Origin of the sequence: Jeotgalibacillus salarius, assembly GCF_004405125.1 — a bacterium.
GTDB lineage: Bacteria > Bacillota > Bacilli > Bacillales > Jeotgalibacillaceae > Jeotgalibacillus > Jeotgalibacillus salarius.
Map to the genome: position 1 here is coordinate 160,074 of NZ_SORX01000004.1, position 25,962 is coordinate 186,035.

The following is a 25,962-nucleotide window of genomic DNA, read 5'->3' on the forward strand; positions in this document are numbered from 1 at the left end:
CTGAGTGCAAATTCAAGCGATCGCTTCACCCCTTATAAAATGAAAAGGACTGATCTAAATGGCGATCAACGTTAGACAATGCCCTTCATGCAGAGCAAAGAAAACAATTAATATTTCGTACGGTGAGCCGACATATGAAACTGTTCTGAAGGCTGATGAGGGTTTAATTAAGCTGGGAGGATGCGTTGTTTTACCTGACGCTCCCGTTTATCACTGTAAAAAGTGTGGTCACGAATGGACAAAAGAGCAGGCGATAGAGGCTTCATATAAACGGATTAAAGGGTTAAAAGCTTCTGTTGGTGGCTTCTTTGATGGTTTTTATGAAGTCGAAATTGACTTTGATTCCTACAAAGTCATTTGGAAGCATTCAGGGTCTGGGCAAGAGGAAGTAGTCGAGAAGAGCATCAGTAAGGCTGAATTAAGCGACCTCATCGAAAAATTGAAAATGACAGCCTTGCTCAACTGGCGGGCAAATTATGCGATGCCTGGAGTGCTTGATGGCACGAGCTGGGGCGTGGAGGTAGTCAGGGAAGGCAGGAATATTCACAAGTCTGGCAGTAACCTGTTTCCGGATGAATGGGAGGCGTTTTGTGAAGTGATGAGGGTTATTTCAAATCGGAATTTTTCGTAAATATTTTTAGGACAGCGTTCACAATAGGTTGTGCAAACTCCGTCACGGGTGTCCGGAATGAGAGTTAAATTTTATAAAATGGAAATAATTTCTCCTCTTGACACGCTTCTTAACCCATTATAGAATACGTGTAACCGGTTACATAAGATCCTTAAAAAAGTAACCGGTTTTCTAAAACTAAAATATGTAACCGATTACATTAATTGCAAGGTGTGGTGAAATGGCAACGATTAAGCAGGTAGCTCAGCATGCAGGTGTATCAGTGGCGACCGTTTCAAGAGTGTTGAATGATAAGGGATATGTGCATGAAGACACGCGTAAGTCTGTATTGAAGGCAATTGAAGAACTTCAATATAATCCGAACAGTGTGGCAAGGAGTCTTTTCAAGAAATCTTCCAATACGATTGGACTTTTGATTCCGGATATTACTAACCCTTTCTTTCCTCAGCTGGTCAGGGCGGTTGAAGATGTGATGTATCCAAAAGGGTATACAACCATCCTATTTAACAGCGATGAAAATATTCAGCATGAGCTTGATTATCTGAAAGGGATGACGTCAAAGTACATTGATGGTGTCATCGTTGTTTCTAACACACTTAAGTGGGAGCACCTTGAACGGCTTACTACGCCAGTCATCGCACTTGATCGCCATATAGATGACAGAATCGCTTCTGTCACGATTGATAACTATGAAAGTAGTTTGAAAGCACTTGAATTTCTGGTTGAAAGAGGCTGCAAGAGAATCGCTCATCTGGCAGGTCCTTCACATGTATTTACTTCAAATGAGAGGCTCAGAGCATATAAAGACTTTACCAGGAAAAATGGTCTTGAAGAAATCATTCAGGAAGGGTCTTATGAGCTTCAAAGCGGGATGCTGAATACGATGCAGTTGTTAACTAAATACCAACATATAGATGCAATATTTGCAGGTAACGATGTCATGGCAATTGGTGCTTTAAAGGCCGCTGCCAAGCTTGGAATAGACGTACCAAAAGAGCTTTCAGTGATGGGCTTTGACGGTGTGGAATGGGGTACAGCTGTTACACCGGAGCTTACAACGATGCAGCAGCCGATTTATCAGATAGGTAAGAAAGCAGCTGAGATGCTGCTGAAGCGGCTTGAAAATCCAGGACTTGCGCCGGAGCATGTCAGGCTGAATGCAGAACTTACAGTCAGACAGTCAACGAAATAAGGAGTGATCGCATGATTACAGTAGCAGGCAGTTTGAATATAGACCTTGTCACTGAAGCAGAGAGATTTCCTCTTCCGGGAGAGACCATTTTAGGTACCGGTTTCTCCACCGTTTTTGGTGGGAAAGGGGCAAACCAGGCAGTTGCAGCAGCAAGGCTTGGAGGAAAAGTGAAAATGGTCGGTAAGGTTGGAAATGACCTTTATGGCGAGAGTTATCTTGAGCATTTAAAGAAGGAAGCAGTTGATGTGTCCAATGTGAAACCGGTTACACATTTGCCGACTGGGACCGCATCAATTGTTGTGGCTGAACAGGATAATCAGATTATTGTTGTTGCAGGGGCAAATGGAAACGTTGATCGCGCTTATATGAAAGAAACGCTCGACCAAATGAAAAAAGGTGTCCTGCTCGTTCAGCTGGAGATTCCGGATGAAGCGGTTGAAGAAGCAATGCAGGCAGCGAAAGCAAATGGAAGTATCGTGATTTTAAATCCTGCACCTTTCAAGCCGCTCCCTGCTGAGTGGTGGGAGCTGGCAGACTATGTGACGCCGAACGAACATGAGGCGGCTGCACTTAAGAAGGACAGCACCTTTAATGAAGCCTACAGAGAAAAACTGATCGTGACACGGGGAAGTGAAGGGGCAAGCTTTTTCGAAAATGGTGAGGAAGTTCTCGTACCGGCGCCAAAGGTAACACCGATTGATACGACAGGAGCAGGCGATACGTTTAACGGAGCGCTCGCAGCCTTTCTGGATCAGGGGTTTGAGTTAAGAACGGCTGTTGAAAAAGCTGTTAAAGCAGCCAGCATGTCGATTACAGCACTTGGCGCACAAAGCGCAATGCCCACTCTTCAACAGCTTGAAGGAGGAGAAGGTCATGCGTAAAAGCCATTTTTTAAACAGTGAAATTACGAAGGTGTTCGCTGACCTTGGTCACACCGATACAGTTGTCATTGCAGACTGCGGGCTTCCGATTCCGGATCATGTGAAAAAAATTGATCTGTCCCTCACGCTTGGCATTCCGGACATAGAAACAGTTTTAAAAGCGGTTATCAACGAGATGGAAGTAGAGTCAGTAACAGTTGCAGAAGAAGCAGACACACAAAATCAAACGTTCAGCAGTCTGGTGACTGAACAATTCAATTTAATTGAGAAAGTGTCACATGAACAATTCAAGCAGCAGACATCTACAGCCAAAGCAGTCATCCGGACAGGAGAACATACGCCATATGCAAACATTATACTGCACGCGGGGGTGATCTTTTGAGTAAGCCAATCATTGAAATGACGGACATTCACAAATCTTTTGGACAGGTTCAGGTGCTCACCGGCGTATCCTTCGACTTAAAGCCTGGCGAGATTCATGCACTGATGGGTGAAAATGGGGCCGGGAAGTCAACGCTGATGAAAATCCTCACTGGCATACATGCAAAGGACCAGGGAGAAATCATCTATAAAGGTAAGACAACCACATTTAAAAGCCCAAAAGAAGCTGAAAAAGCCGGTATCAGTGTGATTCATCAGGAGCTGAATATCATTCCTGAGCTGACAGTTGCCGAAAACTTCTTCTTAGGAAAAGAAAAAACGGCCGGTAAGACAGGCATTCTAAAAAATAAAGAAATGAACGAAGAAGCAAAAGCGTGGCTGATGGAGCTTGGCATCAAGCTGGATCCGAAAAAGTCTGCTGCTGAATGCTCCGTCGGACAGCAGCAGATGATCGAAATTGCCAGAGCGGTTTCTGCTAACAGTGAAGTACTGATTATGGATGAGCCCACAGCGGCACTGACGAAAAAGGAAATTGATGTACTGTTCAATGTAATGAATGGGCTGAAAAAGAAAAATGTAGCGATCGTTTATATTTCTCACCGGATGGAAGAGATCTTCAGTATGTGCGACCGGATTACTGTACTGAGAGATGGTGCTTCAGTTGGTACAAGAGTGATCAAAGAAACCAACTTTCAGGAAGTTGTAAAAATGATGGTTGGACGCGAGCTTGGTGAACAGTTTCCTGAAAGAAAGGTGACACCGGGCAAAGTGAGGCTGACGGTTGAAAAACTGTCTTCATCCACTGGAGTAAAATCCGCATCATTTGATTTAAAAGAAGGAGAGATTCTTGGCGTTGCCGGACTGATGGGCGCAGGCAGAACAGAGCTGATGAGAGCGCTGTTCGGGGCAGATAAAAGTTCAGGTGTGATTCAGATTGAAGGGAAAACACTCAAAAAGCCAACACCCAAAAAGTCGATTCGAGCAGGGATGGCATTTGTCACTGAAGACAGAAAAGGAGAAGGGCTGATCCTGAACCAGACAGTCAGAGAAAATCTTTCAACTGCTCAGTTCAACAACATTTCTAAATGGAGCCTGATGAACTCAAAAAAAGAACAGGCAACAGCTGTTGAACTGATCGAACGGCTGAGAATCAAGACATCAGGGCCGGAGCAGGAAGCGAAGTCGCTCAGTGGAGGGAATCAACAGAAGATCGTCATTGGGAAATGGCTTGCGACAAATCCTTCCGTACTGATTCTTGATGAACCGACAAGGGGCGTTGATGTCGGGGCGAAGAAAGAGATTTATCAAATTATGAATGATCTGACTGCAAGAGGTGTGTCCATCATTATGGTGTCATCAGAGCTTCCTGAAATCCTCGGTATGTCAGACCGGATCCTCGTGATGCATGAAGGTAAAGTGACTGCCATCATGAACCGGGCTGATGCGGATCAGGAGAAAATTATGACAGCAGCAACAGGAGGAGAGTAAATTGAAAAACTCAGGTATTATCCAAAAAATCGGTCCTTTCCTTGGATTGTTACTAATCGTTGTCGTGCTATCTATTGTGAGTCCGAATTTTCTTGATCTCAATAACATCCTGAATATTTTACGACAGGTATCGATTAACGCATTAATTGCATTTGGTATGACATTCGTTATTTTAACAGGCGGAATTGATCTGTCAGTCGGCTCAATGCTGGCACTTGGTGCAGCACTGACTGCTGGTGCAATGACATCAGGGTTCGATCCGATTCTGGCAATTTTAATTGGTTTACTGATTGGTGCAGCAATGGGGGCGTTCAACGGCCTCATTATTACGAAAGGTAAGGTTGCACCGTTTATTGCGACACTGGCGACGATGACGATTTACCGTGGTTTGACACTGGTGTATACAGAAGGTCGTCCTGTAACGGGACTTTCAGATGCATTTTCTTTTCAGATGATTGGTAAAGGATATATCTTAGGCATTCCATTCCCGGTCGTTACAATGTTTTTAGCATTCGGTGTATTGTGGTTCATCCTGAAGAAGACGACGTTTGGACGTGGTGTCTATTCAGTCGGTGGTAATGAAGAGGCTTCGAGACTTGCCGGGTTAAATGTGGATCGAATTAAAATTGGTGTCTACACATTAACAGGTATGCTGAGTGTGCTTGCAGGAATTATCCTCACATCACGTCTGAACTCAGCTCAGCCAACTGCCGGTACTGCATATGAGCTTGATGCGATCGCAGCCGTTGTATTAGGCGGCACAAGCCTGACAGGCGGACGCGGATGGATTGTTGGAACGTTAATCGGTGCGCTTATTATTGGAGTGCTGAATAACGGATTAAATTTAATGAACGTATCTTCTTTTTATCAACAGGTGGTAAAAGGCGGCGTGATTCTGCTGGCAGTTCTGCTGGATCGGAAGAAAGCTGCTTAATTATAAAAACTAATTTAAAAGGAGTGTTCGAAAATGAAGAAAAGATTATTTTTAACGTTGATGCTGATGATGTCACTGGTTTTAGCTGCATGTTCTCTAGATTCTCCAGGATCTGAAAGTGAAGAGTCAGGTAGTGATGAAGGTAACGGCGGCAGTGAAGAGGCTGGCACAATTGGTTTCTCTATTTCCACTCTAAATAACCCGTTCTTTGTGACATTGGCAGAAGGTGCTGAGGCGCAGGCTGAAGAAGCTGGTATGGATATTACAGTGGTCGATGCCCAGGATGACCCTGCAAAACAGATCAGTGATATTGAAGATTTGATTCAACAGGGAGTAGACTTAATTCTTGTGAACCCAACTGATTCTGCAGCAATTGCTTCTGCAATCGAATCAGCAAACAGCTCAGATATTCCGGTTATTACAGTAGATAGAAGTGCTGAAGGCGGAGAAGTTGTCACACATATCGCATCTGATAACGTTGAAGGCGGACGTCTTGCCGGCGACTTTATTATTGAAGAGCTTGGTGGATCAGGCAATGTTGTAGAACTTGAAGGGATTTCAGGATCTTCAGCAGCTCGTGAGCGTGGAGAAGGATTCAATGAAGTGATTAGTGAAAGTGATATTGAAGTAGTCGCGAACCAGACAGCAAACTTTGACCGTGCAGAAGGACTTTCTGTAATGGAAAACATCATTCAGAGCGGTGCAGAATTTGATGCAGTATTTGCCCACAATGATGAAATGGCACTTGGTGCTGTAGAAGCACTTGAAGCAGCAGGTATGTCAGATGTGATGGTTGTCGGCTTTGACGCAACGAATGATGCAGTAGCAGCAGTAGAAGAAGGAACAATGGCAGCAACAGTAGCGCAGAAACCGGATGAAATCGGTGTAAGTGCGATTGATACAGCACAGGCTGTGCTTGATGGCGAATCAGTGGAAGAGTTTGTTCCGGTTGAGCTTGAGCTTGTGACACAGTAATATTTTGGCCCCTTACATCTTTTTGGGTGTGAGGGGTTTTTGCGATACAGTTGGGCGGAGGTTACTTTGATCAATGTGGTTATTTTTTCAGTATTCATTGATTAATCTCAGAATTAGCTATTGTATTTCTCTACCTAATGGCTATAATAGGTAAAAACAAACGTCAATGACAAAGAGAGTAGCTTGCTGTGAATGTGAAGCGAGCCGGGGGTGGTGGGAGCCCGGTTGTGAAGCAGGGAGTGAAGCGCACTTTGGAGATGCAGGTCTGAAACATGAGTAGGAACTGCCGGGGAGAACCCCGTTATCAATTTTGAGTGGTTGTGAAAACAATGAGAGTGGTACCGCGGACGAATCTGACGCCCGTCTCTTTTCCTGTATGGAGAAGAGACGGGCGTTTTTTATTTTGAGGAGGGATTTGATGGAATATCAATTATTATTTGCAGAAGTGTTGTACAAGGAATTGAAGGATGAGCTGGATCTGGAAAAGATCTTCAAGCTGATTGAAAAACCAAAACATAGTGAGATGGGTGATTTTGCATTTCCATGTTTTGAGCTGGCTAAGATTTTTCGGAAGGCACCTAACCAGATTGCACTTGAACTGGCTGAACAGCTTGAAATGCCGCCTCTTTTTGAAAAAGTGCAAGCGGTCAGTGGTTATGTGAATGTCTTTTTAGCTCAGGAGGAAGTGTCGGCTTCAGTGGTTGCAGATGTGATTCAAAGCAAAGCGCATTACGGCAAGCAGGATCATGGTAACGGAGAAGTCATCACAATCGATTTCTCCTCACCAAATATCGCAAAGCCTTTTTCCATGGGGCACCTGCGTTCGACTGTCATTGGACATTCACTTGCGCGGATTTCTGAAAAAAACGGCTTTGAGGTTGTACGGATTAATCATCTTGGGGACTGGGGTACACAATTTGGGAAGCTGATTGCGGCTTACAAGCTTTGGGGAGATGAAGAGAAGATCCGTGAAAACCCGATTAAGGAGCTGCTGACACTTTATGTGAAATTTCATGATGAAGCGGAGCATGATGAGTCTCTGATTGATGAGGGGCGGCTGTGGTTTAAGCGGCTTGAAGACGGCGATCAGGAAGCGCGCGATTTATGGGAATGGTTCAGGGATGAGTCGCTTAAAAAGTTTAACAGTATTTATGAGCTGCTAGGCGTCTCGTTTGATTCAACGCAGGGGGAAGCATTTTATAATGACAAAATGGAGCGGGTTGTTCAACTGCTTGAGAAGAAACAGCTTCTGAAGGAATCTGATGGTGCGCTTGTGGTGGAGACGGTTGAAGGGATGCCGCCATGTCTGATTAAAAAGAAGGATGGCACGACACTTTATGCGACACGTGATCTGGCAGCGGCGCTCTACCGTCACGAGACTTACGGGTCTGAGCGGTCACTATATGTCGTCGGCAATGAGCAGACGCTGCATTTTAAACAGCTGTTTGATGTGCTTGAAAAGATGGGCTATGAATGGAGCCGGGGGCTGAAGCATGTTCCGTTTGGCATGATGCTGAAGGATGGCAGGAAGATGTCTACGCGAAAGGGGAAAGTTGTGCTGCTTGAGGAAGTACTGAAGGAAGCAGTGAGTCTGGCGCGGCAAAATATAGCGGATAAGAATCCATCTCTTGCTGAAAAGGAGCAGGTTGCTTATCAAGTGGGAACAGGCGCTGTGATTTTTCATGATTTAAAAAATCATCGTTTAAATGATGTGGAGTTCTCGCTTGATACAATGCTGAAATTTGAAGGAGAGACGGGGCCTTATGTCCAATATACGCATGCCCGGGCATCCTCTATTTTGAGAAAAGGATCGTATCACGAGAATGTTGATCAATTGTCGTTTTCTGATGTTCAATCGTGGCCTGTGGTCAAGTCTCTGATGGATTTCCCGGATGCAGTTAAGCGTGCTTTTGAAGGGAACGATCCTTCTCAGGTAGCCAAATATGTACTTGATCTGGCAAAAACGTTTAATCAGTATTACGGTAACGTGCGGATTCTGGATGCTGTCGAAGGAAGACAGACAAAACTGTCTCTTGTGCACGCTGTTCAGGTTGTGTTGAAGGAAGGTTTGCATTTGCTTGGGGTTGAGGCGCCTGAGGAGATGTAGACGAAAGTAAGGACGGAGCCAACCAGGTTCCGTCCCCACACTTACTCTTCCGTCTCAATTACATCGTTAAACAAATTCTCTCCACCTGTCTGAACAATCTTATGACGGTCGGTGTCTTTTACAAAAATACTTTTATATTGAACTTCACCACCATCTTCTTTCAAAAGAATCACACGTTCCTCCGGATCATCCTTGTCAATTTCGGTCTCAAAGCTTTCTACGTCTACATGTCTATCCAGATTCTCGAACTCAGGAAAAGCATCCAGATTCCCCTCACCGACGGTTGCGTTACAGCCTGCTAACACTACTAAGCTGGACATGACTGCCAACATCATTTTTCTCATTGTAGCCCTCCTCTTTTAACCTTCTTACTGTGTGTATTTCTCATTTGATAAAAGGTTAAACTTGGAAAAAGGCAAGAATTTATAAGAAAGTATGATTGCTTATCGTGTGTAAGTATAATAGTCCTGAGCATGATAAGCCTCAAACCCGCACGATTCATAAAGCTTCAATGGTCCTCTGTTCTCGACTTCTACCTCAAGATGAACTTCACGTCCATGCCCCTGCAGCTGATGAAGCACGCTCAAAAGTGCATTCCTGCCAATCCCTTTTCCTCTTAATTCTTCAGATACAACAAACCCGTAAATCCAATACTGATTGTTCATCAAGTGAACTCTAAGCTTACCGGCAGATTGATCTTCCCAATTAATGATATAAGAAGTTGTCGTTTCGTCTTCAGCTTCTGCATCAAAAAACTGCTCTACTTCTTCACGTGGGATTGAAAACCCGGCAGCGTCCAGGTCAATCTGGAATGCCCGGTCCGCTGGCTTTGCTTTGCGCAGAGTGAGCTCTTCAGAAGGGGCAGGCACATCATTGTGATTCCATTTCATCTGGTATTCCGTCATTTTGTAGATAGCACCAGTCTTTTGAATAAACGTTTTTCCTGAACTTGATGAGGCGGGTGAATTCATTAAAACAGTCTGGTATCCTGCTTCATTCATGAACACGAGCGCTTCTTTAAAAAGTGCTGTGAAAATCCCCTGCCTTCTGAAATCAGGGTGAACCATCCCGCAAACTTCGGCAGTGGCACCAAAATCGTATACGCCAAGGTAGCCGATCAGCTGGTCATCTTTAATATGTTGAAAAATCTTTACACCATGTCCGCTTTCAATCGTATTTTCATTGAGCTTTAGCTGGACCTGGTCGTATTGCTCACATAATTTTTTGAGGGCAGTGATTTTTTTAAGTGTTTCTGACATTAGATCACTTCTTTTCTTTAGTAGGTATTGTATCAATTTATTTTATAATAATTTCATTATTGGTGGTGTGTTTTTGTAAAGATAATCGAATTAATGCTAAAATAAGGTAATACATGATCGATGCTGAAGGAGAGGTTCCAATGAAACTGGCAGAAGCACTGATTACGCGTGCAGATTATCAAAAGCGAATTGAGCAATTAAGACACCGTCTTGTTCAAAATGCAAGAGTTCAGGAGGGTGAGGAGCCGAATGAAGATCCGAAAGAGCTGCAAAAAGAGCTTGAGCAGATTCTAAGTCAGCTGAAAACGCTGATACAGGACATCAACCGGACCAATCTAAAGACACCCTTTGACGATAAACGTTCACTGGCGGATGTGTTAACAGAGCGTGAGCTAATTGGTCAGGAGCGTCGTATTTACAGTGAGCTTGCTGAGCAGGCTGCGGTGCGTCATGACCGGTATTCACGTACTGAGATCAAATCTGTATCCACGGTTAATGTGAAAGAAACCCAGAAGCGGGTAGATGAACTTTCTCAGCAATACAGACAGCTTGATACAAAAATTCAGGAATTAAACTGGCTGACAAACGTAATCGAATAGCGTAAGCAGGTAGCGATTGAAAAGGCGAGTACCAACCCACCAATGGGGAAATTGGAAGCTATTATAATGGTACGGGTTCAGGGGCAGCCCTAATGGTTCGAGTCCTGACTTACAAGTTAAGCCCAGTACAAATCACATGATGACATTTCACATGTTACAAATAACTACCAGGTACTGATTTTCATATCGTGAGGGTGGGTATGGGGCATTAAACTTCCGGCATAAGTCGGGAGTTTTTTTATGTTAAAAAGACTTTTTTTAGCGCTTGGCACATATCTGCCCATCAGTTATGATTAGAAAGTATGATCGTTTGCTGAAAAATCAAACAATTCACACTGGGGGTATAGGGATGGGAAGACTTGTACATTTTGAAATTCACGTTGAGGACATGGAAAGAGCGAAGAAGTTTTACGGAGAAGTTTTTGGCTGGACGTATCAGGACTGGAGTGAGTTTGCGGGCATGCCTTACTTTGGCGCTGTCACTGGCGATGATAGTGAACCGGGGGTAAATGGTGCACTCATGCAGCGGCAGGGTCCTGCACCGGAACCAACTCAACCGGTAAACGGATTTTCGTGCACAATGGGCGTAGCGGATTTTGATACCACAGAGCAAAAAATACTTGATAACGGCGGCACAGTCGCTCTTGCTAAGCACGCCCTTCCGGGAATGGCCTGGCAGGGTTATTATAAAGATACTGAAGGCAATATTTTTGGTGTTCACCAGCCTGACGAGCAGGCGAAATAAAATGAGGGGACTGTCTTTGAGCAATCAAAGATGGTCCCTGATTTATTTTAATAAACAGTAATTTTGAGTATGAGTATAGATGAGAAAAAGTTTTCGTGTTACCACCTGTTTATTTTTCCATATTTTTATATAATTAAGTGTATGTCATATAATCCTGAGAGGTAATATCAATGAGAAAAGCTTATATACTTTATGAATTATTTATGTTTCTACTCGTTCTCATTTCGATATTTTTGATATTCAATGGTGAAGAGTCATACATATTTTACGACCGAATTATTTGGGTTGTTTTCGTGATCGATTATTTCTTTAAATTTTTTCGTTCGAAAAATAAATGGCATTACGTTAAAAAACATCCATTAGAATTGATAGCGATTATCCCTTTTGATGCTTTGTTTAAAGCGGCAAGAATAGTAAGGATCTTTCGTATAATAAGGCTTTTGAGTATTGGTGCCCATTTCTTTAAACCATTCTATGGATTATTAAAGACTAATGGTTTGGACCGCGTAATAATAATGGCAATCGTTTTGTTATTTATCATTCCAATTCCAATTATTATTTTTGAGCCATCAATCAACACTTTCCAGGACGCACTTTGGTGGGCGATCGTTACAACTACTACAGTAGGTTATGGGGACATTTCTCCTGAAACCCCAATCGGCAGACTTTTAGCTGTTGTTTTAATGTTGACTGGTATAGGTATTATAGGAGCTTTAACTTCTTCAATCACAAGTTATTTTTCTAGCGAAAACAATTCCAATAAACCAACTGAAGACAGAGTTTTTGAGATTATAAAGTTAATTGAAGAGACAGATGATTTAAAAGAAGAAGATGCAGAGTTGATCAGAAACCATTTGGAAAGAAAAAGAATTAGATATGCTGTTAACCAAAAAACTTAACCTTAAGCAGGTTAAGTTTTTATTACTTAGTGTTAAGAATATCCTTTCAGTATAAACATGCTAGATGATGCCTAAATTTCATCATTATCATTAAATTTAGAGACCGTACAGAAGTGTAAAAGGTTCAAAGGAATTGGGCCTGGTCCATCACACCATTAACTCCCAGTCCATACCTGATATAATGGACACAATGATTTCGCCAGCAAAGGAGCCAACACATGAAAAGTCTAATTTCCTATTTCAAACAAAGAAAATTCCGCAACGACTTTATCAACACTTTATATGAATTTCACGGATTATTACTTGCAAATATAAATGAAAAAAAGATTAAAAAAGCGCAGAAGCAGAAACAGCCGATTGAGCCGCATTTTTTGACGATGATCAGGGCCGCGCGGATTGTATCAAAGGTGCAGAAAATTTCCGGATCAAGGGATGGAGCAGAGCTGCTTGCAAATCTGCTGTATTCTGAAACGATTCTGATGAGGCAGGTGCTAAAGGCTAAAAAGGATGGGCTTTCGATCAGGAATGAAACAATTCAGGAGTCGATTGAGGAAATTGCTATTGGATTTGAGAAAACCGTTGATCATTTCTATGAGCTTCGAACTGAGGGCATGAGAGAGGAAATGATGATCAGCAGGGAACTGAGGGCGCAGAGGGAACGAATGACAGCGCATAAAAGAATTGATCATAAATGAAGGGTGTAAGGTCTGCAACCGGCCTTCCACCCTTTGTTATTTCGTAAAACTAAACCAGTTGTTTTTTCATAATGAGGTCAAACTGCTCCTCATCCCCCATGAAAAATGAGTGGACGCCTGTTTCCAAAAATCCCATTCTTCTATAAAAAAAGATGGCTCCTTCATTTTTCTCCCAGACACCGAGCCAGATCATTGTTTTCTCATGATCCTTAGCGGTTTTTATCGCATGATTCAGCAGGTATTTACCCAGTCCGTTTTTTTGCCAGTCTTTACGGATATAAATCCTTTCAATTTCAAGCGATTCAGGTCCCATTTCTTCAGACTGTGCATCTTCAATATTTACCTTCAAATAGCCGGCAATCTCCCCATCTGCATATATAAAGAATAAGGTAGAAAGAGGGTTGTTCAATTCACCTTCTAACTGTTCCAGGGTAAATGCTTTATCCAGATAGGCTTTCATGTTTTCAGGACTGTTTTGATCTTTAAAAGTATCATTAAATGTTTCATAGCTGACTGTCTTTAGTGTTGAGAGATCTTTAAGAGTGCAGGCTTTAATTTGTAAGTCCATTGATCTTCACTCCTTTACAGTTAATACACACGTTTATGACCTTTTTTAACTGACTCCCAGTCTTTTTCAATATTATTTCTTACTTTTTCCAGCGCTACAGCAAGTATCTCAGCCTCTTGATCAGAGAGTCCCTGTAATGCAATCTGATTCGAGTATTCATGTTCTTTTATAATAAAAGGATAAATCTCTGATCCTTTGTCAGTCGGGAAAATCCGTCTGATTTTTTTATTATCCGGGTCAGCTTCTTTTACAATAAAATTATTCTTCTCAAGCTTTTCAACTGCACGTGCGGCAGAAGTGCGATCAACCTTAATCATCTCAGCTAATTTTTCCTGAATGATGCCTGGATTCTCACATATGCGTACAAGGTATAAATATTGACCTTTTGTTAAATCATGTGCTTTGAACTCAATATTACTAATTGAATCCAGTGCTCTGGCAATCATACCGATCTCCCTCAGAATATCTTTCATTTTTCGCTCCTTTTCTTTTTGTTGTAAATGCAATATAATCTCATAAAACTAATCTATCATATTTTGTTGTAATTGCAACAAAAATTTAAAGGAGTGAAGGAATGATTCATCATGTAGAACTCTATGTATCTGATTTGAAAAAATCCATCGACTTTTGGGGCTGGCTGCTTGAGGAGCTGGGCTATGAACCGTTTCAAAAGTGGGAGAGCGGTAGGAGCTGGAAGTACGACAGGACGTATCTGGTGTTTGTGCAGACGGAAGAAGCATATCTGGACGTTCCTTATCACCGGAAACGAACAGGATTAAATCACCTGGCGTTTCACGCAGATTCCCGTAACCAGGTGGATGAGCTGACTGAGAAATTAAGGAGTAAAGGCGTGCCGATATTATATGAAGACCGGCATCCTTTTGCGGGCGGGGAGGACTATTACGCGGTATTTGTAGAAGATCCTGACCGGATGAAGGTTGAGATCGTGGCACCTTAATTTATATGAATGATTAGAGCCCCTGTTCTTTTTGGACAGGGGCTTTCAGAATGTTTAATTGAATACCTCTTAAAGCCACTCAAGCACACGCTTAATCTTTATATCCCAGTAAGCCCAATTGTGATCCCCGAACTCCTCTTCATACGTCAAATCCAAACCGTATTCTTCAGCAATCTTTTTAAAGCGAAGATTATCCTCATAAAGAAAATCTTCTGTCCCGCAGGCCTGAAACAGTCTTGGCAGCTGATCCTCTGACGTTTTGACTAAATGCAACAAATCATTCTCTGTCCCATCAAGCTCTGGATGATCACCAAAAGCATTGTCGAATTTCCTGTCTTGCCGCACGCGGTCGGCCATATCAAGCGCACCTGAAAGAGAAGCTGCCGCTGCAAACTTCTCAGGCTTCAGCAGTGCAAGCTTAAATGCACCATATCCACCCATTGAGAGCCCTGCTGCAAATGTGTCTTCTCTTTTAGTGGAAACAGGAAACGTCGCTTCAATAAAAGCAGGCAGCTCTTCACTGATATATGTCCAGTAATCGTGACCATGCTTCATATTTGTATAAGCGCTAAGGTCTGCACTCGGCATCACTACAACAATTCCCTTTTCATTGGCATATCTTTCAATCGACGACCAGCGCATCCAGCAGGAATAATCATCTGAAGCACCGTGCAGCAGATAAAGCACCGGAAATTTCCGACTGCCATATGAATATGTATGTTCCTCTGATAACGCTTTCTGGTCAACGCTGATTGGCAGGACAACGTTCAAAGCTGTCTGAATGCCAAGTGCCGTAGAAGAAAGGTTGATTTCAAATAAAGGCATATAAATCGCTCCAGTCTGTTTAAATGTATAAAGCTATTTCTTAACCGGATACTTGATTCCGTTTTTCTTAATCTTTTCCCTTATAATCTCCTCAACGTCCAGCTCCAGCACGCTGCTCAGGGTAAGCGCATAGATCATCACGTCTGCAATCTCATCTTTTATATTGTCGATGTTTTGCTCAATCGCCTGCTCACTGCTTTTCCACTGAAAGTCCTCTAACAGTTCAGAAGCCTCGATTGACAAAGAGATGGCTAAGTCCTTGGGGTTGTGGGCTGCACCCCAATTTCTTTCTTCACGGAAGTCATTGATAGATTGAATGATTTCATCAATTTGATTCACTTTTGTCAGTCCTTTTGTTTTCTTTTCATACTATCATATAGGCGTGTGAATAGGAGATTTAACCAGTTGAACTGAAAAAAGCGCATGTCTCCATACGCCTTTCAAGTACTCTCTTTATTTAATATTAAAATACTCCTTCAAAAACAAAAACAATCCTTCTTCCTTATAGCTATGATCTGTCACTTCATCCACTGCGCTTTTCACCAGTCCTTCTGCATTTTTCATCGCAACTGAATGTCCCGCAAGCTCAAGCATCGGCAGGTCGTTCTCACCGTCACCAATCGCCATCAGTTCAGAAGGGGAAAAGCCATATTCTTTAAGCAGGCTGCTTACGCCGGTTGCTTTTGAAATACCGTGCTTCATGATTTCCACGTTATGCATAGAGGATGAGGAGGTTGAAAACTGATATTCTGACGTTTTCTGTTGAAGATTTTCTTTCCAGGATTCAATTTCATGTATGCTCATGCTGAAAAAATAGATTTTCACGTTTCCGTCATAGCGAGGCTCTGACGTCCAGTGAATCAACTGATTTACTGCTTCTTTTCTTGAATGAAGCTCATTTTCCATTAAGCTCTCAGGTTTGTTTGTATCCAGCATTTTCTTAAAGTATGCCTGATCTTCTTTAAGTGCAAAACGCTCTCCGTGCAAGGGGTGTGCTTCGTAATAGATTCCTTTATCACGTGCATCCTCAATTGTGCTTTGCACGAGTTCAGGATTAAGCGTATATTCTTCTAAAGTGTTGTTCTCTATATAACTTCCCATCCCGTTAGCCGACACAATCCCATCCGGTATCAGCCCGGCCGGCAGCACGTCTTGGATCTCCTGTTTTGTTCTGCCTGATGCGATGAATACGCGTATTTCTTCCTTTTGCTGGAGATGCTGAAGGAGTGTTACTAAGTTCTTTGCAACTTCATTTTCCTCATTTAACAATGTGCCGTCCATATCGAGTGCAATTGCTTTTGGTCTCATTGTAAAAGCCTCCTTTGTTGATGAAACGATCGCTTGATTAGTTTAAGTATAATGTCGTGATGAAAAGTGTTCAAAGAAATGATGAGCCCAATTTGTGTAGAAAGCGGATACAGCATTTGGGCTTGAATCTTGTTGTGACAATGATGTAAGCGCTTTATAATAAAATTAAGAAACGGAGGGACTTCCTTTGCTGGATCAGAAATCTTATGAGTTTCTTGAAAGACTTACACAATATCAGCAGATTACGAAGCCTGAGATGATGATGGAGCTGAATTTAACGGAGCGACAGTTTGATTATTTAGTAGAGAAGGCCAACAGTACGCTCAGTATGATGAAGCTGCCGACAGTCAAAATGAATAACCAAGTGTTAATCGTTGATGACACAGTCAAACAATTTATTAAAAATGAAGCGTCCCTGACAGTGAAGGAGAATGACCTGATCGTTTCTGAAGAAGATCGTCCATTTATGATTTATCTGTACACGTTCATTAAGCAGGAAGTGATCTCAAGCTACCATTATCAGCTTTTGTTAAACGTCAGTAAAAATACAGCGCTGACAGATGTGAAGAAGACAAGAGAAATGAGTGGGAAATGGAATGTTCAGCTTGAATATCAAAGGATGAATGGATACTTCATTAAGGGAAGTGAAATGGATCAACGCAGATTTGCGATTTACTGCATTAACACGTTACTCTCAAAGCCGCTCGGGAAAGAAATCCTGATCACGACACTAAAAGGATGGGATAGAGATCACGATTTGCTTGAGACTCAAAATGAAGTAGAAACATTCCTGCAAAGTAATCCCATTCAGCTTGTAAAAAGCAGAAAAGTAGAGATGATGTACCACCTCATTTTTATCAAAGTACGAAATGAGATTGAAAGTCTTCATTTTGAAGATGATGAGAGAGCGCTGTTGGAAGAGCAGGAAATATTGCCATATGCAGCTGGTCTGGCAGAAGTATTGTTTCCAGGCCATGCTGAAAATGAAAAGTATTTTATTGCGATTCAATTGCTCACTTGCCAGGAGGAATTAAATCCTCAGTATCATTTGCCACTTCTAAAGCTTGCTGAAGAAATTATTGATGAGTTCGAGAGAAATACACTTTTACCGATTCGGCATAAAGCGTACCTGGTGAAAAGCTTATTTAATCATCTCGTTCCCACTTATTTTCGTATTACGTTCAGCATTCCATTAATTAATCCGATGACGGAAAAAATTAAAGAAGACTATTACGAGCTATTTCAATTTGTTGAGAGATCACTCCATCCGCTTGAGGTGTGGACAGGCAAGAGGATCAGTGAATCAGAAATTGGTTATTTTACACTTCACTTTGGTGGATACCTTGAGAAATATAATGAAGGAGAAACTGAGCGGGTCAGGGCATTAATCGTTTGTTCAAACGGAGTCAGTTCCTCGGTGATGCTTAAATCTCAGTTGAGTGAACTTTTCCCTGGCATTGATTTTTCAAGTATCTATACATCGGATTATATAGAAAATATTTCTCCTGCCAGCTATGATCTTATTTTTTCGACTGTACCTGTTAGTTCAGCAAATCCTGTATATCAGGTAAAACCTTTACTATCGATTGTTGAGAAAACGCATCTCATTCATGCTGTATCATCAGCATTTCCGCAACTGAGTGAAAACAGTATATCAGTTGAGCAGATTATGGAGATTGTCAGAAGAAATACAGATATAAAAAACGAAAAAAAACTCATTTCAGAATTAGTAGAACTCATGTATATGAAAAACACAGACAAAAGGTGGGAAAAACCTATGCTTTCAGAATTATTAACTGAAAATAATATTCACTTTACAGACGAACCGATTGATTGGAGAACAGCTATTAAAAAGGCTGCAGAACCATTAGTGGAAACAGATGCAGTAGAGCCGAGGTATGTTGATGCAATGATCGGTAATGTAGAGAAATCAGGTGCCTACATTCATATCGGAAAGGGGATTGCGATTCCACATGCAAGACCTGATGCCGGTGTTAACAAGGTAGGAATGTCTTTCTTAAGAACGAGAGAGCCTGTACGTTTGCTTGATCAGGAAGAACATCAGATTGATATATTCGTTTGTCTTGCAGCAATTGACAATGAAGCACATTTAAAAGCGTTAGCTCATTTAACAAAGCTTCTCGGAAACAATGAAACACTTCAGGCGATTAAGGATGCTGATTCTGCGGAAAAGGTAATCAATATTATTAAAGAGGGGGAAGAATAAAATGAAAATTTTAGCGGTATGCAGTTCAGGACTTGGTACAAGCTTCATGGTGGAAATGAATATTAATCAGGTGTTAGGTGAGCTTGGTGTCACAGGAGTAGAAGTATCTCATTCTGATTTAAGTTCAGCATCACCCGGAGATGCTGATGTCTATTTCTTGGCGAAAGATATTGCTGAGGGTGGCGCGCACCTTGGAGAAGTGATTGTTCTCGATAACATTATTGATATGGATGAACTGAGAGAAAAGGTACGTAAGATGGCCGAAGAGAGAGACTTAATATAGAGACAGATTAAAACGAGAGGGTGAAAGCGAATGAATGGTGTATTGACGACCTTAGTGGATATTCTTAGTCAACCGGCAATTCTTGTTGCGATGATCGCCTTAATCGGTTTAATTGCGCAGAGAAAAAATCTGTCTGACACAATGAAAGGTACAACAAAAACGTTCGTCGGATTCCTTGTCATTGCAGCAGGTGCAGGAATACTTGAAGTCTCCCTGATACCTTTTGGGACCATGTTTCAGGAAGCTTTCAATGTAGCTGGAGTTGTACCAAACAACGAGGCAATTGTTGCGCTGGCGTTAAATGAGTATGGCTCGAGTACAGCGCTCATTATGTTTTTCGGAATGATTGTAAATGTGATCATCGCCCGTTTCACCCGGTTTAAATATATTTTCTTAACCGGTCACCATGCACTGTATATGGCATGTATGCTTGCAGTGATTATGGCTGTGGCTGGCTTCACAACGATTCCGCAAATTGCAGCAGGTGCTATTGCATTAGGAATCATTATGACACTGTCTCCAGCTATTGTTCAGCCGTTTATGCGAAAGCTGACAGGTAACGATAACGTGGCATTAGGTCATTTCAGTGCAGTTGGTTATGCTTTAAGCGGTCTAGTGGGTAAAGCAGTCGGTGGAAAAGAACCGACATCAACTGAGGAGATTAATTTTCCAAAAGGACTTGGCTTCCTGCGCGATAGTACAGTGAGTATTGCGCTGACAATGGTCGTGATGTACTTCGTTGTCGCGATTGCAGCAGGACCGACTTTTATCGAAGCAGAGCTAAGTGACGGAACAAACTTCCTTGTCTTCTCTTTAATCCAGGCTGGTAACTTTGCAGCAGGTGTATTCGTCATCTTAGCGGGTGTACGTCTTGTGCTGGCAGAAATTGTCCCTGCATTCAAGGGAATCTCAACGAAGCTTGTGCCGAACGCAAAGCCTGCGCTTGATGTACCGATTGTCTTCACATTCGCACCAAACGCAGTATTGATCGGATTCTTCTCAAGCTTTGCCGGTGGATTATTCAGTATGATCTTCATGGCGCTTGCAGGCAGTACCATCATTCTGCCGGGCGTTGTACCGCACTTCTTCACAGGTGCTGCAGCCGGGGTGTTCGGAAATGCAACAGGAGGCGTTAAAGGAGCGGTTGCCGGTTCCTTTGTAAACGGGATCATTATCTCATTCCTGCCAGTCTTCCTGCTGCCGGTACTCGGAGACCTTGGATTTGCCAACACAACATTCTCTGATGCAGACTTTGGTGTAAGTGGTATCTTCTTCGGTTCACTTGCTAACTTTGCCGGACCAATTGCAATCGTAATCAGTCTGATCGTGATTCTGGTGCTGATGGCAATTCCGTTCAAAAAGAAAGAGAAAACAGCTTAATTAATTATAAAACCGGCTGACGGGGTTCATTTCGAATCCCGTCAGCCGGTTTTTAGTTATTTTACATCGATCTCCTTAATGACTCTCGCAGGATTGCCACCGACCACAACATTAGCCGGTACATCCTTTGTCACGATAGCACCGGAAGCAATGACGGCGTTATTTCCAACTGTAATCCCGGGATTAATGACAGCATTGCCACCAATCCAGACATTATCCCCAAACGTAATTGGCTTTGCGAATTCTTTGCCCGAATTACGTTCAGTCGGATCAAGCGGGTGGGTAGCCGTATAAATTTGTACACCGGGTGCCAGCATACAATTATCACCGAATCTGACCTCGCATACATCCAAAATCGTACAGTCAAAGTTCGCGAAGAAATTTTCTCCTACGTGCGTATTGTAGCCATAATCAAACCGGATATTTGGCTCCATGTAGACATTATCTCCGGTAGAGCCAAGCAATTTTTTCAGCATCTCCACCCGTCTTTCAACTTCAGTTTCCAGTGTTCCATTAAAAACTCTGACCTTTCGGCGTGCTTCTTCACGCTCCCACAGCAATGTTGAATCAGTCGGATCATACATCTCTCCTGCAAGCATTTTTTCTTTTTCGGTTTTCATGTGGTTCCCCTTTTCCGGATGGATTTTGTTATTAGCTTCTCATTTTTAGGGTGGGATGGCTAGTGTGTGCACTGTGGGGACGGAGGTTAAAGTGTCATCTCATGACACTTTAACCTCCGTCCCCACAGTGCACATTAAAGGTTAATATTTCGTTTTACTAAATAAAAAGGTATAATATACCTTAACCAGTACAAAGGAGGAGTTAACATGCAGCAGCTTTTAGAACAATTAACTGCCTTGCACGGACCATGCGGCCATGAGCAGCCGGTCAGTAAATGGGTAAGAGACACGGTGAAACCTTTAGTGGATGAGGTAAAGGTGGATTCACTGGGAAATGTGTTTGCGACGAAAAAGGGGAATCAGCCCGGTCCTGTGATGGTCATGACTGCGCATATGGATGAAGTCGGTTTTATCGTGAAAAAAATTGAGGAAAACGGTCTGCTTCCATTTGAAAAGCTGGGTGGAAATGATGACCGTCTGCTTTTAACGCAAAAGGTTCAGCTCCGTACGAAAAATGGACTTCTGACTGGCGTGATTGGCAGCATTTCTGCTCACTACGCTAAGTTCGATGATCCAGGGAAGGTACGCAATCACCGTCAGCTGTACATAGATATTGGTGCGAAAAATAAAGCACATGCAATTGAACTTGGTGTGGAAATAGGGACACCGGTTACCTGGAAGCCCGATATGGAGTATTTGGGGAATGAAACAACAGGCCGTTTTGTCGGAAAGGGCTTTGATGATCGGGCAGGATGTGCGGTGTTAATCCAAACGCTTCAAGAGCTAAACGATCATGATTTTGCGGGAACCTTAACGGCTATTTTTACCGTGCAGGAAGAGGTTGGTCTTCGTGGAGCGCAAGTAGCTGCACGCCAGGTGAACGCAGATGTTGCGATTGCCCTTGATACAACAGCGGTCAGCGATACACCTGAAGAAACGATGGATGCCTCACTTGCGATTGGTGCCGGAACAGGGATTAAAGTGCTCGATTTCAGTTTGATCTCACACCCTGCTGTAAAAGAGAAGCTGATCCAACTCGCAAATCACAAAAAGATTTCTTATCAGCTTGAGATATTTCCCGGGATCGGTACAGATGGAGGGGCAATGAGCCTTGCCAATCACGGCATTCCAACAGGCGTTCTGTCTATTCCTTCGCGTTATGCGCACTCACCGGTTGAAGTGATTGATATGGAGGATTTAACTGCAACGAAGGAGCTGCTGAAGGCATTTATTTTGGATTTGAGTGAAGAGAGCACGTTTGATTTTATTGATTGATTAATGGTTTTTATTAGGCAGCACACTGGGGACGGAGGTTAAAGTGCCATATCATAGCACTTTAACCTCCGTCCCCAGCGTGTACATATACGCAAGTATTTCAACGTATTTTAAAGAAAAACTGAACTGAACATACGCTCAGTGTTATTAATCTCAGATGTTCATACGAAAATGATGGAATATCGAAATTTACTGAAAATTCTCTTTAAGGTATAATTTTATTATTCCTAGAAAAAATTATCACTATTTTAAGATAATAGTTATGTGAAAAGGAGTGGTTGGTTGGAAACCGATATCAATAATCATATTAAAAAACCATCATTTATGTATGCGCTACTCATGCTGGCAGCTGCCGTGGCAGTTGTTTCAGTAGGAATTCTTGTATTTGATGCACCTATTCAAATTCTGATGTTTATCAGTATACTTGTGGTCATGCCATTTATGCTGAAGCTTGGCTTTACATATAAGCAAATTGAAGAGTCGATGTTTGAGTCGATGGGGAAAGCGCTTCAGCCTGTGCTGATTCTATTAACCGTCGGAATTTTAATTGGTGCATGGATTGCCTCCGGTACTGTACCAACGCTGATCTATTTCGGTGTTGAAGCTATTTCGCCACAATATTTTCTGGTAACTACATTATTGTTTTGTTCGCTCGTGGCAGTGGCCACCGGCACGTCGTGGGGTACGATTGGTACTGCGGGAATTGCGATGATGGGTGTAGGAACAGCGCTTGGTATTCCGGCTGGCATTACAGCTGGTGCGATCGTCAGTGGTGCGTATTTCGGGGATAAAATGTCACCGCTATCAGATACAACAAACCTTGCTCCCGCTGTAACCGGTGGAGATCTGTTTTCTCACATCAGACACATGCTATGGACGACCGTTCCTGCATATTTGATTACAGCAATTATTTTTACGGTTATTGGGCTTCAGTATAACGGTTCTGTAAATGCTGATTCAGTTGCTCGAATGACGACTTACCTAAACGAAAACTTCAGTCTTGGTCTTGTGCCAATGATTCCAGTAGTCGTTTTGATTACATTATTAATGATGAAAAAACCTGCAATCCCATCCATATTTATTGGTGCAGCAACAGGTGGTGTAGTTGCTATTTTTGCACAGGGCTTCACTTTTGGTGAAACAGTAGGTATTTTTTATAATGGATACACGGTAGAGTCAGGCATAGAGATTGTAGACAGCCTGTTAATTCGTGGTGGACTTGTCAGTATGCTGGCACTTGTTGCACTATTCCTTTTTGCGCTCGGTCTGGGTGGTATGCTCGCAGAAGCAGGCGTGTTAGAAGCAATGATTGCATCATTTGCAAACAATATTAAACACACGGGTGTCCTTGTTGCGGTTACGAGTGTGGTCAGTTACTTCACGCTGGCAATTGGCGGATCAGTCTACTTCTCAACAGTAATGGGCGGTACGCTGATGCAGCCAATATTCGAACGTCTGAATCTCAAACCTGAGAACCTGTCCCGCGTACTCGAAGACACCGGTACACAAAGTGCCGCACTACTCCCATGGACAGGAAGTGGACTTTACACCGCAGGAGCTCTAGGTGTAGCAACGGTCGCATACCTGCCATTCTGTTTCCTGGCATTCATAACACCAATCGTGTCAATCTTTTATGGCATAACAGGATTAACGATGACAGAGTATGAGAACGATGATGAAAAACTCGAAAATGCTAAAACTGCATAATCTAATAAAGTGAGAACCGTCCTTTTTTTGAAGGGCGGTTTTTTTCGGCGCACTGGGGTCAGAGTTTAATGGTTTATTTTTGTCATGATTCTAAATGTGGAACATTCAACTTCGACCCCGCTGAGCCTCTGCCAAAACACCCCCGCACATCCACAGCACCTCCAGCCATCTCACTTTCATCCAACCCCTTTTATAATAAAGTCAAAACTTCAATACGAGAGGACGAGGAACATGCTGGTGTATGATAACAGGTTGTCGGGTGTTCGGGTGCATGCGTTTTCGACTGGTCAGGTTGCTGTGAAGAAGCCGTATCGTCAGTGGAGAGGGGTGGAGGCGCTGCGGATTCCTGCGCTTGTTGCTTCTCCTTCGTGGACGGATTGGCTGCCGGTTTGGAGTTATCTCGTGGAACTGCCTGATATGAAGGTGCTGATTGATACTGGTGAGACGCCGCGTGTGAATGAGGATGACTGGTTCAAGGATCATACGAAAAATGAGTGGCTGTTAAAAAGGCTGATACGATTTAATATTGAACCCTCACAGGGCATTGGTGCTCAGCTTCAGCGGGCAGGAATTGACCCGACAGAGATTGATTATACAATTTTGACGCATTCTCATACTGATCACGCGGGAGGTCTCAGTGATCTGCCGGGTACACAGGTCATTATGTCGAGAAAAGAATTTGATCAGTCACAGCGTTTCTTGCTTGGAGCTGTATCAGAAAAGTGGCCGTCACGTATTGAGTTCAAACTGACAGACTTTCCTGATTCAGACGCTTTATTCAAAGGGGCAGATCATTCGATGCACCCTCAGCTTTCTCTTGTATCAACGCCTGGACATACAGATGGACATTTATCTGTGATTCTTCGTGATGGCGATCTGTCACTATTCTTCGCAGGTGATGTGACATTCAACCAATCACAGTTAGCTGGTAAACGAATTCCTGGTATCTCTGCATCGTTTGAGCACGCTTATGCAACAATGGGCGCAATTCGCTCATATGCACTTTATCATCCAACCATTTATTTGCCATCACATGACCCGGATATTGTTACGAGGCTCGATCAGCGTAAAACACTGACAAGAAGCGAAGTCGTTACGTATACCGGGCAAAGGCCCGTTTAATATAGATGAGACCATGTGTAAGTTGCATGGTCTTTTTGTATGAAACCGCATTGTATTTTTCTTTCTATAAGTAAAATTAATCAAAAAGAATAAAAATTATCGATTTTACTTATAAAAAAACTCCTTTTACAATTAATACGAGAGGAGTGATCGGTATGGAATTACTATTCATCTTTTTCACGGGTATTGTCGCGACAACGCTTGGCACGCTTGCAGGTGGTGGCGGTCTTATAAGTCTGCCGGTCATGCTTTTACTCGGCTTGCCGGTACATAGTGCGATCGGGGCAAATAAGGTATCAAATACGGTCAGCTCATTCTCAGCATTTTTCTATTTATTGCGTCACAAAAGCATTAATTTTAAAGAATCACTCTGGATCATTCCTTTTAGTTTAGCGGGGGGTATAACGGGAGGGCTCATTGCGTCTGCACTTCCTGCCGAAAACCTGACAATTGCGGCTGTGGTCCTGTTAATATTTGCCCTGGCTACTTCATTTTTAAATAAAAGCAGTTTCGATCATAATCAACCCCTGAAGAAAAGCGGTTTTGGTGCCGCAGGGCTTTATGGAATCGGTATGTATGACGGTTTGTTTGGACCGGGACAGGGCACGCTAATGCTGTATTTGTTCAGCTGGCTGAAGGTTTCTTATATAAAAGCGGTCGGGCTCGTGCGGCTGGCTACATTCTCAAGCTGCTTCGGGGCTGCAGTCACTTATATTGCAGCCGGTCATATTATCTGGTCCCTCACGCTGGCTTTACTGACGGGCTCGGTTCTCGGGGCACAAGCAGGTGTCAGGCTTGCACAGAAGATGAAGACGTCGCAGGTTAAACCGCTGCTGAGAATTGTTACTGCAATCCTGATCATCCAGCTGATTATCGAGCAACTCTGACGCTATGAAGTCAGAA

General features: G+C 42.8%; 28 protein-coding genes and 1 other annotated feature. Of the genes, 20 read left to right on the forward strand and 8 right to left on the reverse strand.

Going from position 1 to position 25,962, the window contains the following annotated elements:
• The first annotated feature begins 58 nt into the window (after nucleotides 1-58).
• From E2626_RS08275 to argS, 8 genes are all read left to right on the forward strand, one after another.
• Nucleotides 59-631, forward strand: a complete 573-nt coding sequence (locus E2626_RS08275; protein ID WP_134381278.1) for a hypothetical protein — start codon at nucleotides 59-61, stop codon at nucleotides 629-631.
• A gap of 220 nt (nucleotides 632-851) precedes the next feature.
• Nucleotides 852-1,823: a LacI family DNA-binding transcriptional regulator gene (locus E2626_RS08280; protein ID WP_134381279.1), complete on the forward strand. Its 972-nt coding sequence runs from the start codon at nucleotides 852-854 to the stop codon at nucleotides 1,821-1,823.
• A gap of 11 nt (nucleotides 1,824-1,834) precedes the next feature.
• Nucleotides 1,835-2,704: a ribokinase gene (rbsK, locus tag E2626_RS08285; protein WP_134381280.1), complete on the forward strand. Its 870-nt coding sequence runs from the start codon at nucleotides 1,835-1,837 to the stop codon at nucleotides 2,702-2,704.
• Nucleotides 2,697-3,086 (forward strand): D-ribose pyranase, encoded by a 390-nt coding sequence (gene rbsD, locus E2626_RS08290; protein ID WP_134381281.1) that lies wholly within the window; start codon nucleotides 2,697-2,699, stop codon nucleotides 3,084-3,086. Before rbsK ends, rbsD begins: the two co-directional genes overlap by 8 nt.
• Before the next feature lie 17 nt (nucleotides 3,087-3,103).
• Entirely contained in the window at nucleotides 3,104-4,573 is a 1,470-nt protein-coding gene (locus E2626_RS08295; protein ID WP_134381496.1) for a sugar ABC transporter ATP-binding protein, read from the forward strand.
• A gap of 1 nt (nucleotide 4,574) precedes the next feature.
• Nucleotides 4,575-5,507 carry an ABC transporter permease subunit gene (locus E2626_RS08300; RefSeq protein ID WP_134381282.1) on the forward strand — a complete coding sequence of 311 codons (933 nt, stop codon included), beginning with the start codon at nucleotides 4,575-4,577 and terminating at the stop codon, nucleotides 5,505-5,507.
• Between the two features lie 33 nt (nucleotides 5,508-5,540).
• Nucleotides 5,541-6,482, forward strand: coding sequence for a ribose ABC transporter substrate-binding protein RbsB (rbsB, locus tag E2626_RS08305; protein ID WP_134381283.1), 942 nt, complete (start codon nucleotides 5,541-5,543; stop codon nucleotides 6,480-6,482).
• Nucleotides 6,483-6,639: 157 nt separating this feature from the next.
• Nucleotides 6,640-6,853, forward strand: a binding site (T-box leader).
• Nucleotides 6,854-6,900: 47 nt separating this feature from the next.
• Nucleotides 6,901-8,589, forward strand: a complete 1,689-nt coding sequence (argS, locus tag E2626_RS08310; protein WP_134381284.1) for an arginine--tRNA ligase — start codon at nucleotides 6,901-6,903, stop codon at nucleotides 8,587-8,589.
• Between the two features lie 41 nt (nucleotides 8,590-8,630).
• On the opposite strand, the gene E2626_RS08315 is transcribed toward argS, so the two are convergent.
• Complete coding sequence (locus tag E2626_RS08315; RefSeq protein WP_134381285.1) at nucleotides 8,631-8,933, reverse strand: hypothetical protein; 303 nt, start codon at nucleotides 8,931-8,933, stop codon at nucleotides 8,631-8,633.
• 99 nt (nucleotides 8,934-9,032) lie between these two features.
• A complete protein-coding gene (locus E2626_RS08320) occupies nucleotides 9,033-9,848 on the reverse strand; it encodes a GNAT family N-acetyltransferase (protein ID WP_134381286.1) in 816 nt (271 codons plus the stop codon).
• A gap of 140 nt (nucleotides 9,849-9,988) precedes the next feature.
• On the opposite strand from E2626_RS08320, the gene E2626_RS08325 reads away from it, so the two are divergent.
• The 4 genes from E2626_RS08325 (at nucleotide 9,989) to E2626_RS08340 (ending at nucleotide 12,786) form a co-directional block, all read left to right on the forward strand.
• Entirely contained in the window at nucleotides 9,989-10,447 is a 459-nt protein-coding gene (locus E2626_RS08325; protein WP_134381287.1) for a DIP1984 family protein, read from the forward strand.
• A gap of 349 nt (nucleotides 10,448-10,796) precedes the next feature.
• The gene (locus E2626_RS08330; RefSeq protein ID WP_134381288.1) at nucleotides 10,797-11,192 is read left to right on the forward strand and encodes a VOC family protein; all 396 of its coding nucleotides are present in this window, start codon (nucleotides 10,797-10,799) and stop codon (nucleotides 11,190-11,192) included.
• Nucleotides 11,193-11,362: 170 nt separating this feature from the next.
• Nucleotides 11,363-12,091 (forward strand): potassium channel family protein, encoded by a 729-nt coding sequence (locus tag E2626_RS08335; protein WP_134381289.1) that lies wholly within the window; start codon nucleotides 11,363-11,365, stop codon nucleotides 12,089-12,091.
• A 218-nt stretch (nucleotides 12,092-12,309) separates the two neighbouring features.
• The gene (locus E2626_RS08340) at nucleotides 12,310-12,786 is read left to right on the forward strand and encodes a hypothetical protein (RefSeq protein ID WP_134381290.1); all 477 of its coding nucleotides are present in this window, start codon (nucleotides 12,310-12,312) and stop codon (nucleotides 12,784-12,786) included.
• A gap of 49 nt (nucleotides 12,787-12,835) precedes the next feature.
• Here the strand turns inward: E2626_RS08340 and paiA are convergent, their stop codons facing one another.
• Together paiA and E2626_RS08350 are read right to left on the reverse strand one after the other, a co-directional pair.
• A complete protein-coding gene (gene paiA, locus E2626_RS08345; protein WP_134381291.1) occupies nucleotides 12,836-13,354 on the reverse strand; it encodes a spermidine/spermine N(1)-acetyltransferase in 519 nt (172 codons plus the stop codon).
• 20 nt (nucleotides 13,355-13,374) lie between these two features.
• On the reverse strand, nucleotides 13,375-13,827 hold the full coding sequence (locus tag E2626_RS08350) for a MarR family winged helix-turn-helix transcriptional regulator (protein WP_134381292.1): 453 nt from the start codon (nucleotides 13,825-13,827) through the stop codon (nucleotides 13,375-13,377).
• Between the two features lie 101 nt (nucleotides 13,828-13,928).
• Here E2626_RS08350 and E2626_RS08355 point away from each other — a divergent pair, with 101 nt between their 5' ends.
• The gene (locus E2626_RS08355; protein WP_134381293.1) at nucleotides 13,929-14,312 is read left to right on the forward strand and encodes a VOC family protein; all 384 of its coding nucleotides are present in this window, start codon (nucleotides 13,929-13,931) and stop codon (nucleotides 14,310-14,312) included.
• Nucleotides 14,313-14,381: 69 nt separating this feature from the next.
• On the opposite strand, the gene E2626_RS08360 is transcribed toward E2626_RS08355, so the two are convergent.
• The 3 genes from E2626_RS08360 to E2626_RS08370 all read right to left on the reverse strand — a co-directional run bounded on the left by E2626_RS08360 (nucleotide 14,382) and on the right by E2626_RS08370 (nucleotide 16,445).
• Nucleotides 14,382-15,137 (reverse strand): alpha/beta hydrolase, encoded by a 756-nt coding sequence (locus tag E2626_RS08360; RefSeq protein WP_134381294.1) that lies wholly within the window; start codon nucleotides 15,135-15,137, stop codon nucleotides 14,382-14,384.
• 33 nt (nucleotides 15,138-15,170) lie between these two features.
• Nucleotides 15,171-15,476, reverse strand: a complete 306-nt coding sequence (locus tag E2626_RS08365; RefSeq protein WP_134381295.1) for a nucleotide pyrophosphohydrolase — start codon at nucleotides 15,474-15,476, stop codon at nucleotides 15,171-15,173.
• Between the two features lie 114 nt (nucleotides 15,477-15,590).
• Nucleotides 15,591-16,445, reverse strand: a complete 855-nt coding sequence (locus E2626_RS08370) for an HAD family hydrolase (RefSeq protein WP_134381296.1) — start codon at nucleotides 16,443-16,445, stop codon at nucleotides 15,591-15,593.
• 187 nt (nucleotides 16,446-16,632) lie between these two features.
• On the opposite strand from E2626_RS08370, the gene E2626_RS08375 reads away from it, so the two are divergent.
• Genes E2626_RS08375 through E2626_RS08385 form a run of 3 tightly spaced genes read left to right on the forward strand, consistent with a single transcriptional unit; the run spans nucleotide 16,633 to nucleotide 20,335 of the window.
• Nucleotides 16,633-18,672, forward strand: a complete 2,040-nt coding sequence (locus E2626_RS08375; protein ID WP_134381297.1) for a BglG family transcription antiterminator — start codon at nucleotides 16,633-16,635, stop codon at nucleotides 18,670-18,672.
• A gap of 1 nt (nucleotide 18,673) precedes the next feature.
• Nucleotides 18,674-18,955: a PTS sugar transporter subunit IIB gene (locus E2626_RS08380; protein ID WP_134381298.1), complete on the forward strand. Its 282-nt coding sequence runs from the start codon at nucleotides 18,674-18,676 to the stop codon at nucleotides 18,953-18,955.
• 30 nt (nucleotides 18,956-18,985) lie between these two features.
• A complete protein-coding gene (locus E2626_RS08385) occupies nucleotides 18,986-20,335 on the forward strand; it encodes a PTS ascorbate transporter subunit IIC (protein WP_134381299.1) in 1,350 nt (449 codons plus the stop codon).
• Nucleotides 20,336-20,391: 56 nt separating this feature from the next.
• Here E2626_RS08385 and E2626_RS08390 read toward each other — a convergent pair whose 3' ends face one another.
• Nucleotides 20,392-20,955, reverse strand: coding sequence for a sugar O-acetyltransferase (locus E2626_RS08390; RefSeq protein ID WP_134381300.1), 564 nt, complete (start codon nucleotides 20,953-20,955; stop codon nucleotides 20,392-20,394).
• Nucleotides 20,956-21,162: 207 nt separating this feature from the next.
• On the opposite strand from E2626_RS08390, the gene E2626_RS08395 reads away from it, so the two are divergent.
• From E2626_RS08395 to E2626_RS08410, 4 genes are all read left to right on the forward strand, one after another.
• Nucleotides 21,163-22,230 carry a M42 family metallopeptidase gene (locus tag E2626_RS08395; protein ID WP_134381301.1) on the forward strand — a complete coding sequence of 356 codons (1,068 nt, stop codon included), beginning with the start codon at nucleotides 21,163-21,165 and terminating at the stop codon, nucleotides 22,228-22,230.
• A 282-nt stretch (nucleotides 22,231-22,512) separates the two neighbouring features.
• The gene (gene nhaC / locus E2626_RS08400) at nucleotides 22,513-23,937 is read left to right on the forward strand and encodes a Na+/H+ antiporter NhaC (protein WP_244094278.1); all 1,425 of its coding nucleotides are present in this window, start codon (nucleotides 22,513-22,515) and stop codon (nucleotides 23,935-23,937) included.
• Between the two features lie 231 nt (nucleotides 23,938-24,168).
• Nucleotides 24,169-25,059, forward strand: a complete 891-nt coding sequence (locus E2626_RS08405; RefSeq protein WP_166786774.1) for an N-acyl homoserine lactonase family protein — start codon at nucleotides 24,169-24,171, stop codon at nucleotides 25,057-25,059.
• A 155-nt stretch (nucleotides 25,060-25,214) separates the two neighbouring features.
• Nucleotides 25,215-25,946, forward strand: a complete 732-nt coding sequence (locus tag E2626_RS08410; RefSeq protein WP_134381303.1) for a sulfite exporter TauE/SafE family protein — start codon at nucleotides 25,215-25,217, stop codon at nucleotides 25,944-25,946.
• Nucleotides 25,947-25,962: the final 16 nt, after the last annotated feature.

What these genes read in the sequence shown, in the direction of transcription:
- E2626_RS08370 (WP_134381296.1), bottom strand. Translation starts at nt 16,445, where the DNA reads ATGAGACCAAAAGCAATTGCACTCGATATGGACGGCACATTGTTAAAT.
- E2626_RS08330 (WP_134381288.1), top strand. Translation starts at nt 10,797, where the DNA reads ATGGGAAGACTTGTACATTTTGAAATTCACGTTGAGGACATGGAAAGA.
- argS (WP_134381284.1), top strand. Translation starts at nt 6,901, where the DNA reads ATGGAATATCAATTATTATTTGCAGAAGTGTTGTACAAGGAATTGAAG.
- E2626_RS08315 (WP_134381285.1), bottom strand. Translation starts at nt 8,933, where the DNA reads ATGAGAAAAATGATGTTGGCAGTCATGTCCAGCTTAGTAGTGTTAGCA.
- E2626_RS08325 (WP_134381287.1), top strand. Translation starts at nt 9,989, where the DNA reads ATGAAACTGGCAGAAGCACTGATTACGCGTGCAGATTATCAAAAGCGA.
- E2626_RS08350 (WP_134381292.1), bottom strand. Translation starts at nt 13,827, where the DNA reads ATGAAAGATATTCTGAGGGAGATCGGTATGATTGCCAGAGCACTGGAT.
- rbsB (WP_134381283.1), top strand. Translation starts at nt 5,541, where the DNA reads ATGAAGAAAAGATTATTTTTAACGTTGATGCTGATGATGTCACTGGTT.
- E2626_RS08410 (WP_134381303.1), top strand. Translation starts at nt 25,215, where the DNA reads ATGGAATTACTATTCATCTTTTTCACGGGTATTGTCGCGACAACGCTT.
- E2626_RS08395 (WP_134381301.1), top strand. Translation starts at nt 21,163, where the DNA reads ATGCAGCAGCTTTTAGAACAATTAACTGCCTTGCACGGACCATGCGGC.
- paiA (WP_134381291.1), bottom strand. Translation starts at nt 13,354, where the DNA reads ATGGACTTACAAATTAAAGCCTGCACTCTTAAAGATCTCTCAACACTA.
- E2626_RS08335 (WP_134381289.1), top strand. Translation starts at nt 11,363, where the DNA reads ATGAGAAAAGCTTATATACTTTATGAATTATTTATGTTTCTACTCGTT.
- E2626_RS08360 (WP_134381294.1), bottom strand. Translation starts at nt 15,137, where the DNA reads ATGCCTTTATTTGAAATCAACCTTTCTTCTACGGCACTTGGCATTCAG.
- E2626_RS08385 (WP_134381299.1), top strand. Translation starts at nt 18,986, where the DNA reads ATGAATGGTGTATTGACGACCTTAGTGGATATTCTTAGTCAACCGGCA.
- rbsK (WP_134381280.1), top strand. Translation starts at nt 1,835, where the DNA reads ATGATTACAGTAGCAGGCAGTTTGAATATAGACCTTGTCACTGAAGCA.
- E2626_RS08340 (WP_134381290.1), top strand. Translation starts at nt 12,310, where the DNA reads ATGAAAAGTCTAATTTCCTATTTCAAACAAAGAAAATTCCGCAACGAC.
- E2626_RS08390 (WP_134381300.1), bottom strand. Translation starts at nt 20,955, where the DNA reads ATGAAAACCGAAAAAGAAAAAATGCTTGCAGGAGAGATGTATGATCCG.
- E2626_RS08295 (WP_134381496.1), top strand. Translation starts at nt 3,104, where the DNA reads ATGACGGACATTCACAAATCTTTTGGACAGGTTCAGGTGCTCACCGGC.
- E2626_RS08275 (WP_134381278.1), top strand. Translation starts at nt 59, where the DNA reads ATGGCGATCAACGTTAGACAATGCCCTTCATGCAGAGCAAAGAAAACA.
- E2626_RS08320 (WP_134381286.1), bottom strand. Translation starts at nt 9,848, where the DNA reads ATGTCAGAAACACTTAAAAAAATCACTGCCCTCAAAAAATTATGTGAG.
- E2626_RS08380 (WP_134381298.1), top strand. Translation starts at nt 18,674, where the DNA reads ATGAAAATTTTAGCGGTATGCAGTTCAGGACTTGGTACAAGCTTCATG.
- E2626_RS08280 (WP_134381279.1), top strand. Translation starts at nt 852, where the DNA reads ATGGCAACGATTAAGCAGGTAGCTCAGCATGCAGGTGTATCAGTGGCG.
- E2626_RS08405 (WP_166786774.1), top strand. Translation starts at nt 24,169, where the DNA reads ATGCTGGTGTATGATAACAGGTTGTCGGGTGTTCGGGTGCATGCGTTT.
- rbsD (WP_134381281.1), top strand. Translation starts at nt 2,697, where the DNA reads ATGCGTAAAAGCCATTTTTTAAACAGTGAAATTACGAAGGTGTTCGCT.
- E2626_RS08355 (WP_134381293.1), top strand. Translation starts at nt 13,929, where the DNA reads ATGATTCATCATGTAGAACTCTATGTATCTGATTTGAAAAAATCCATC.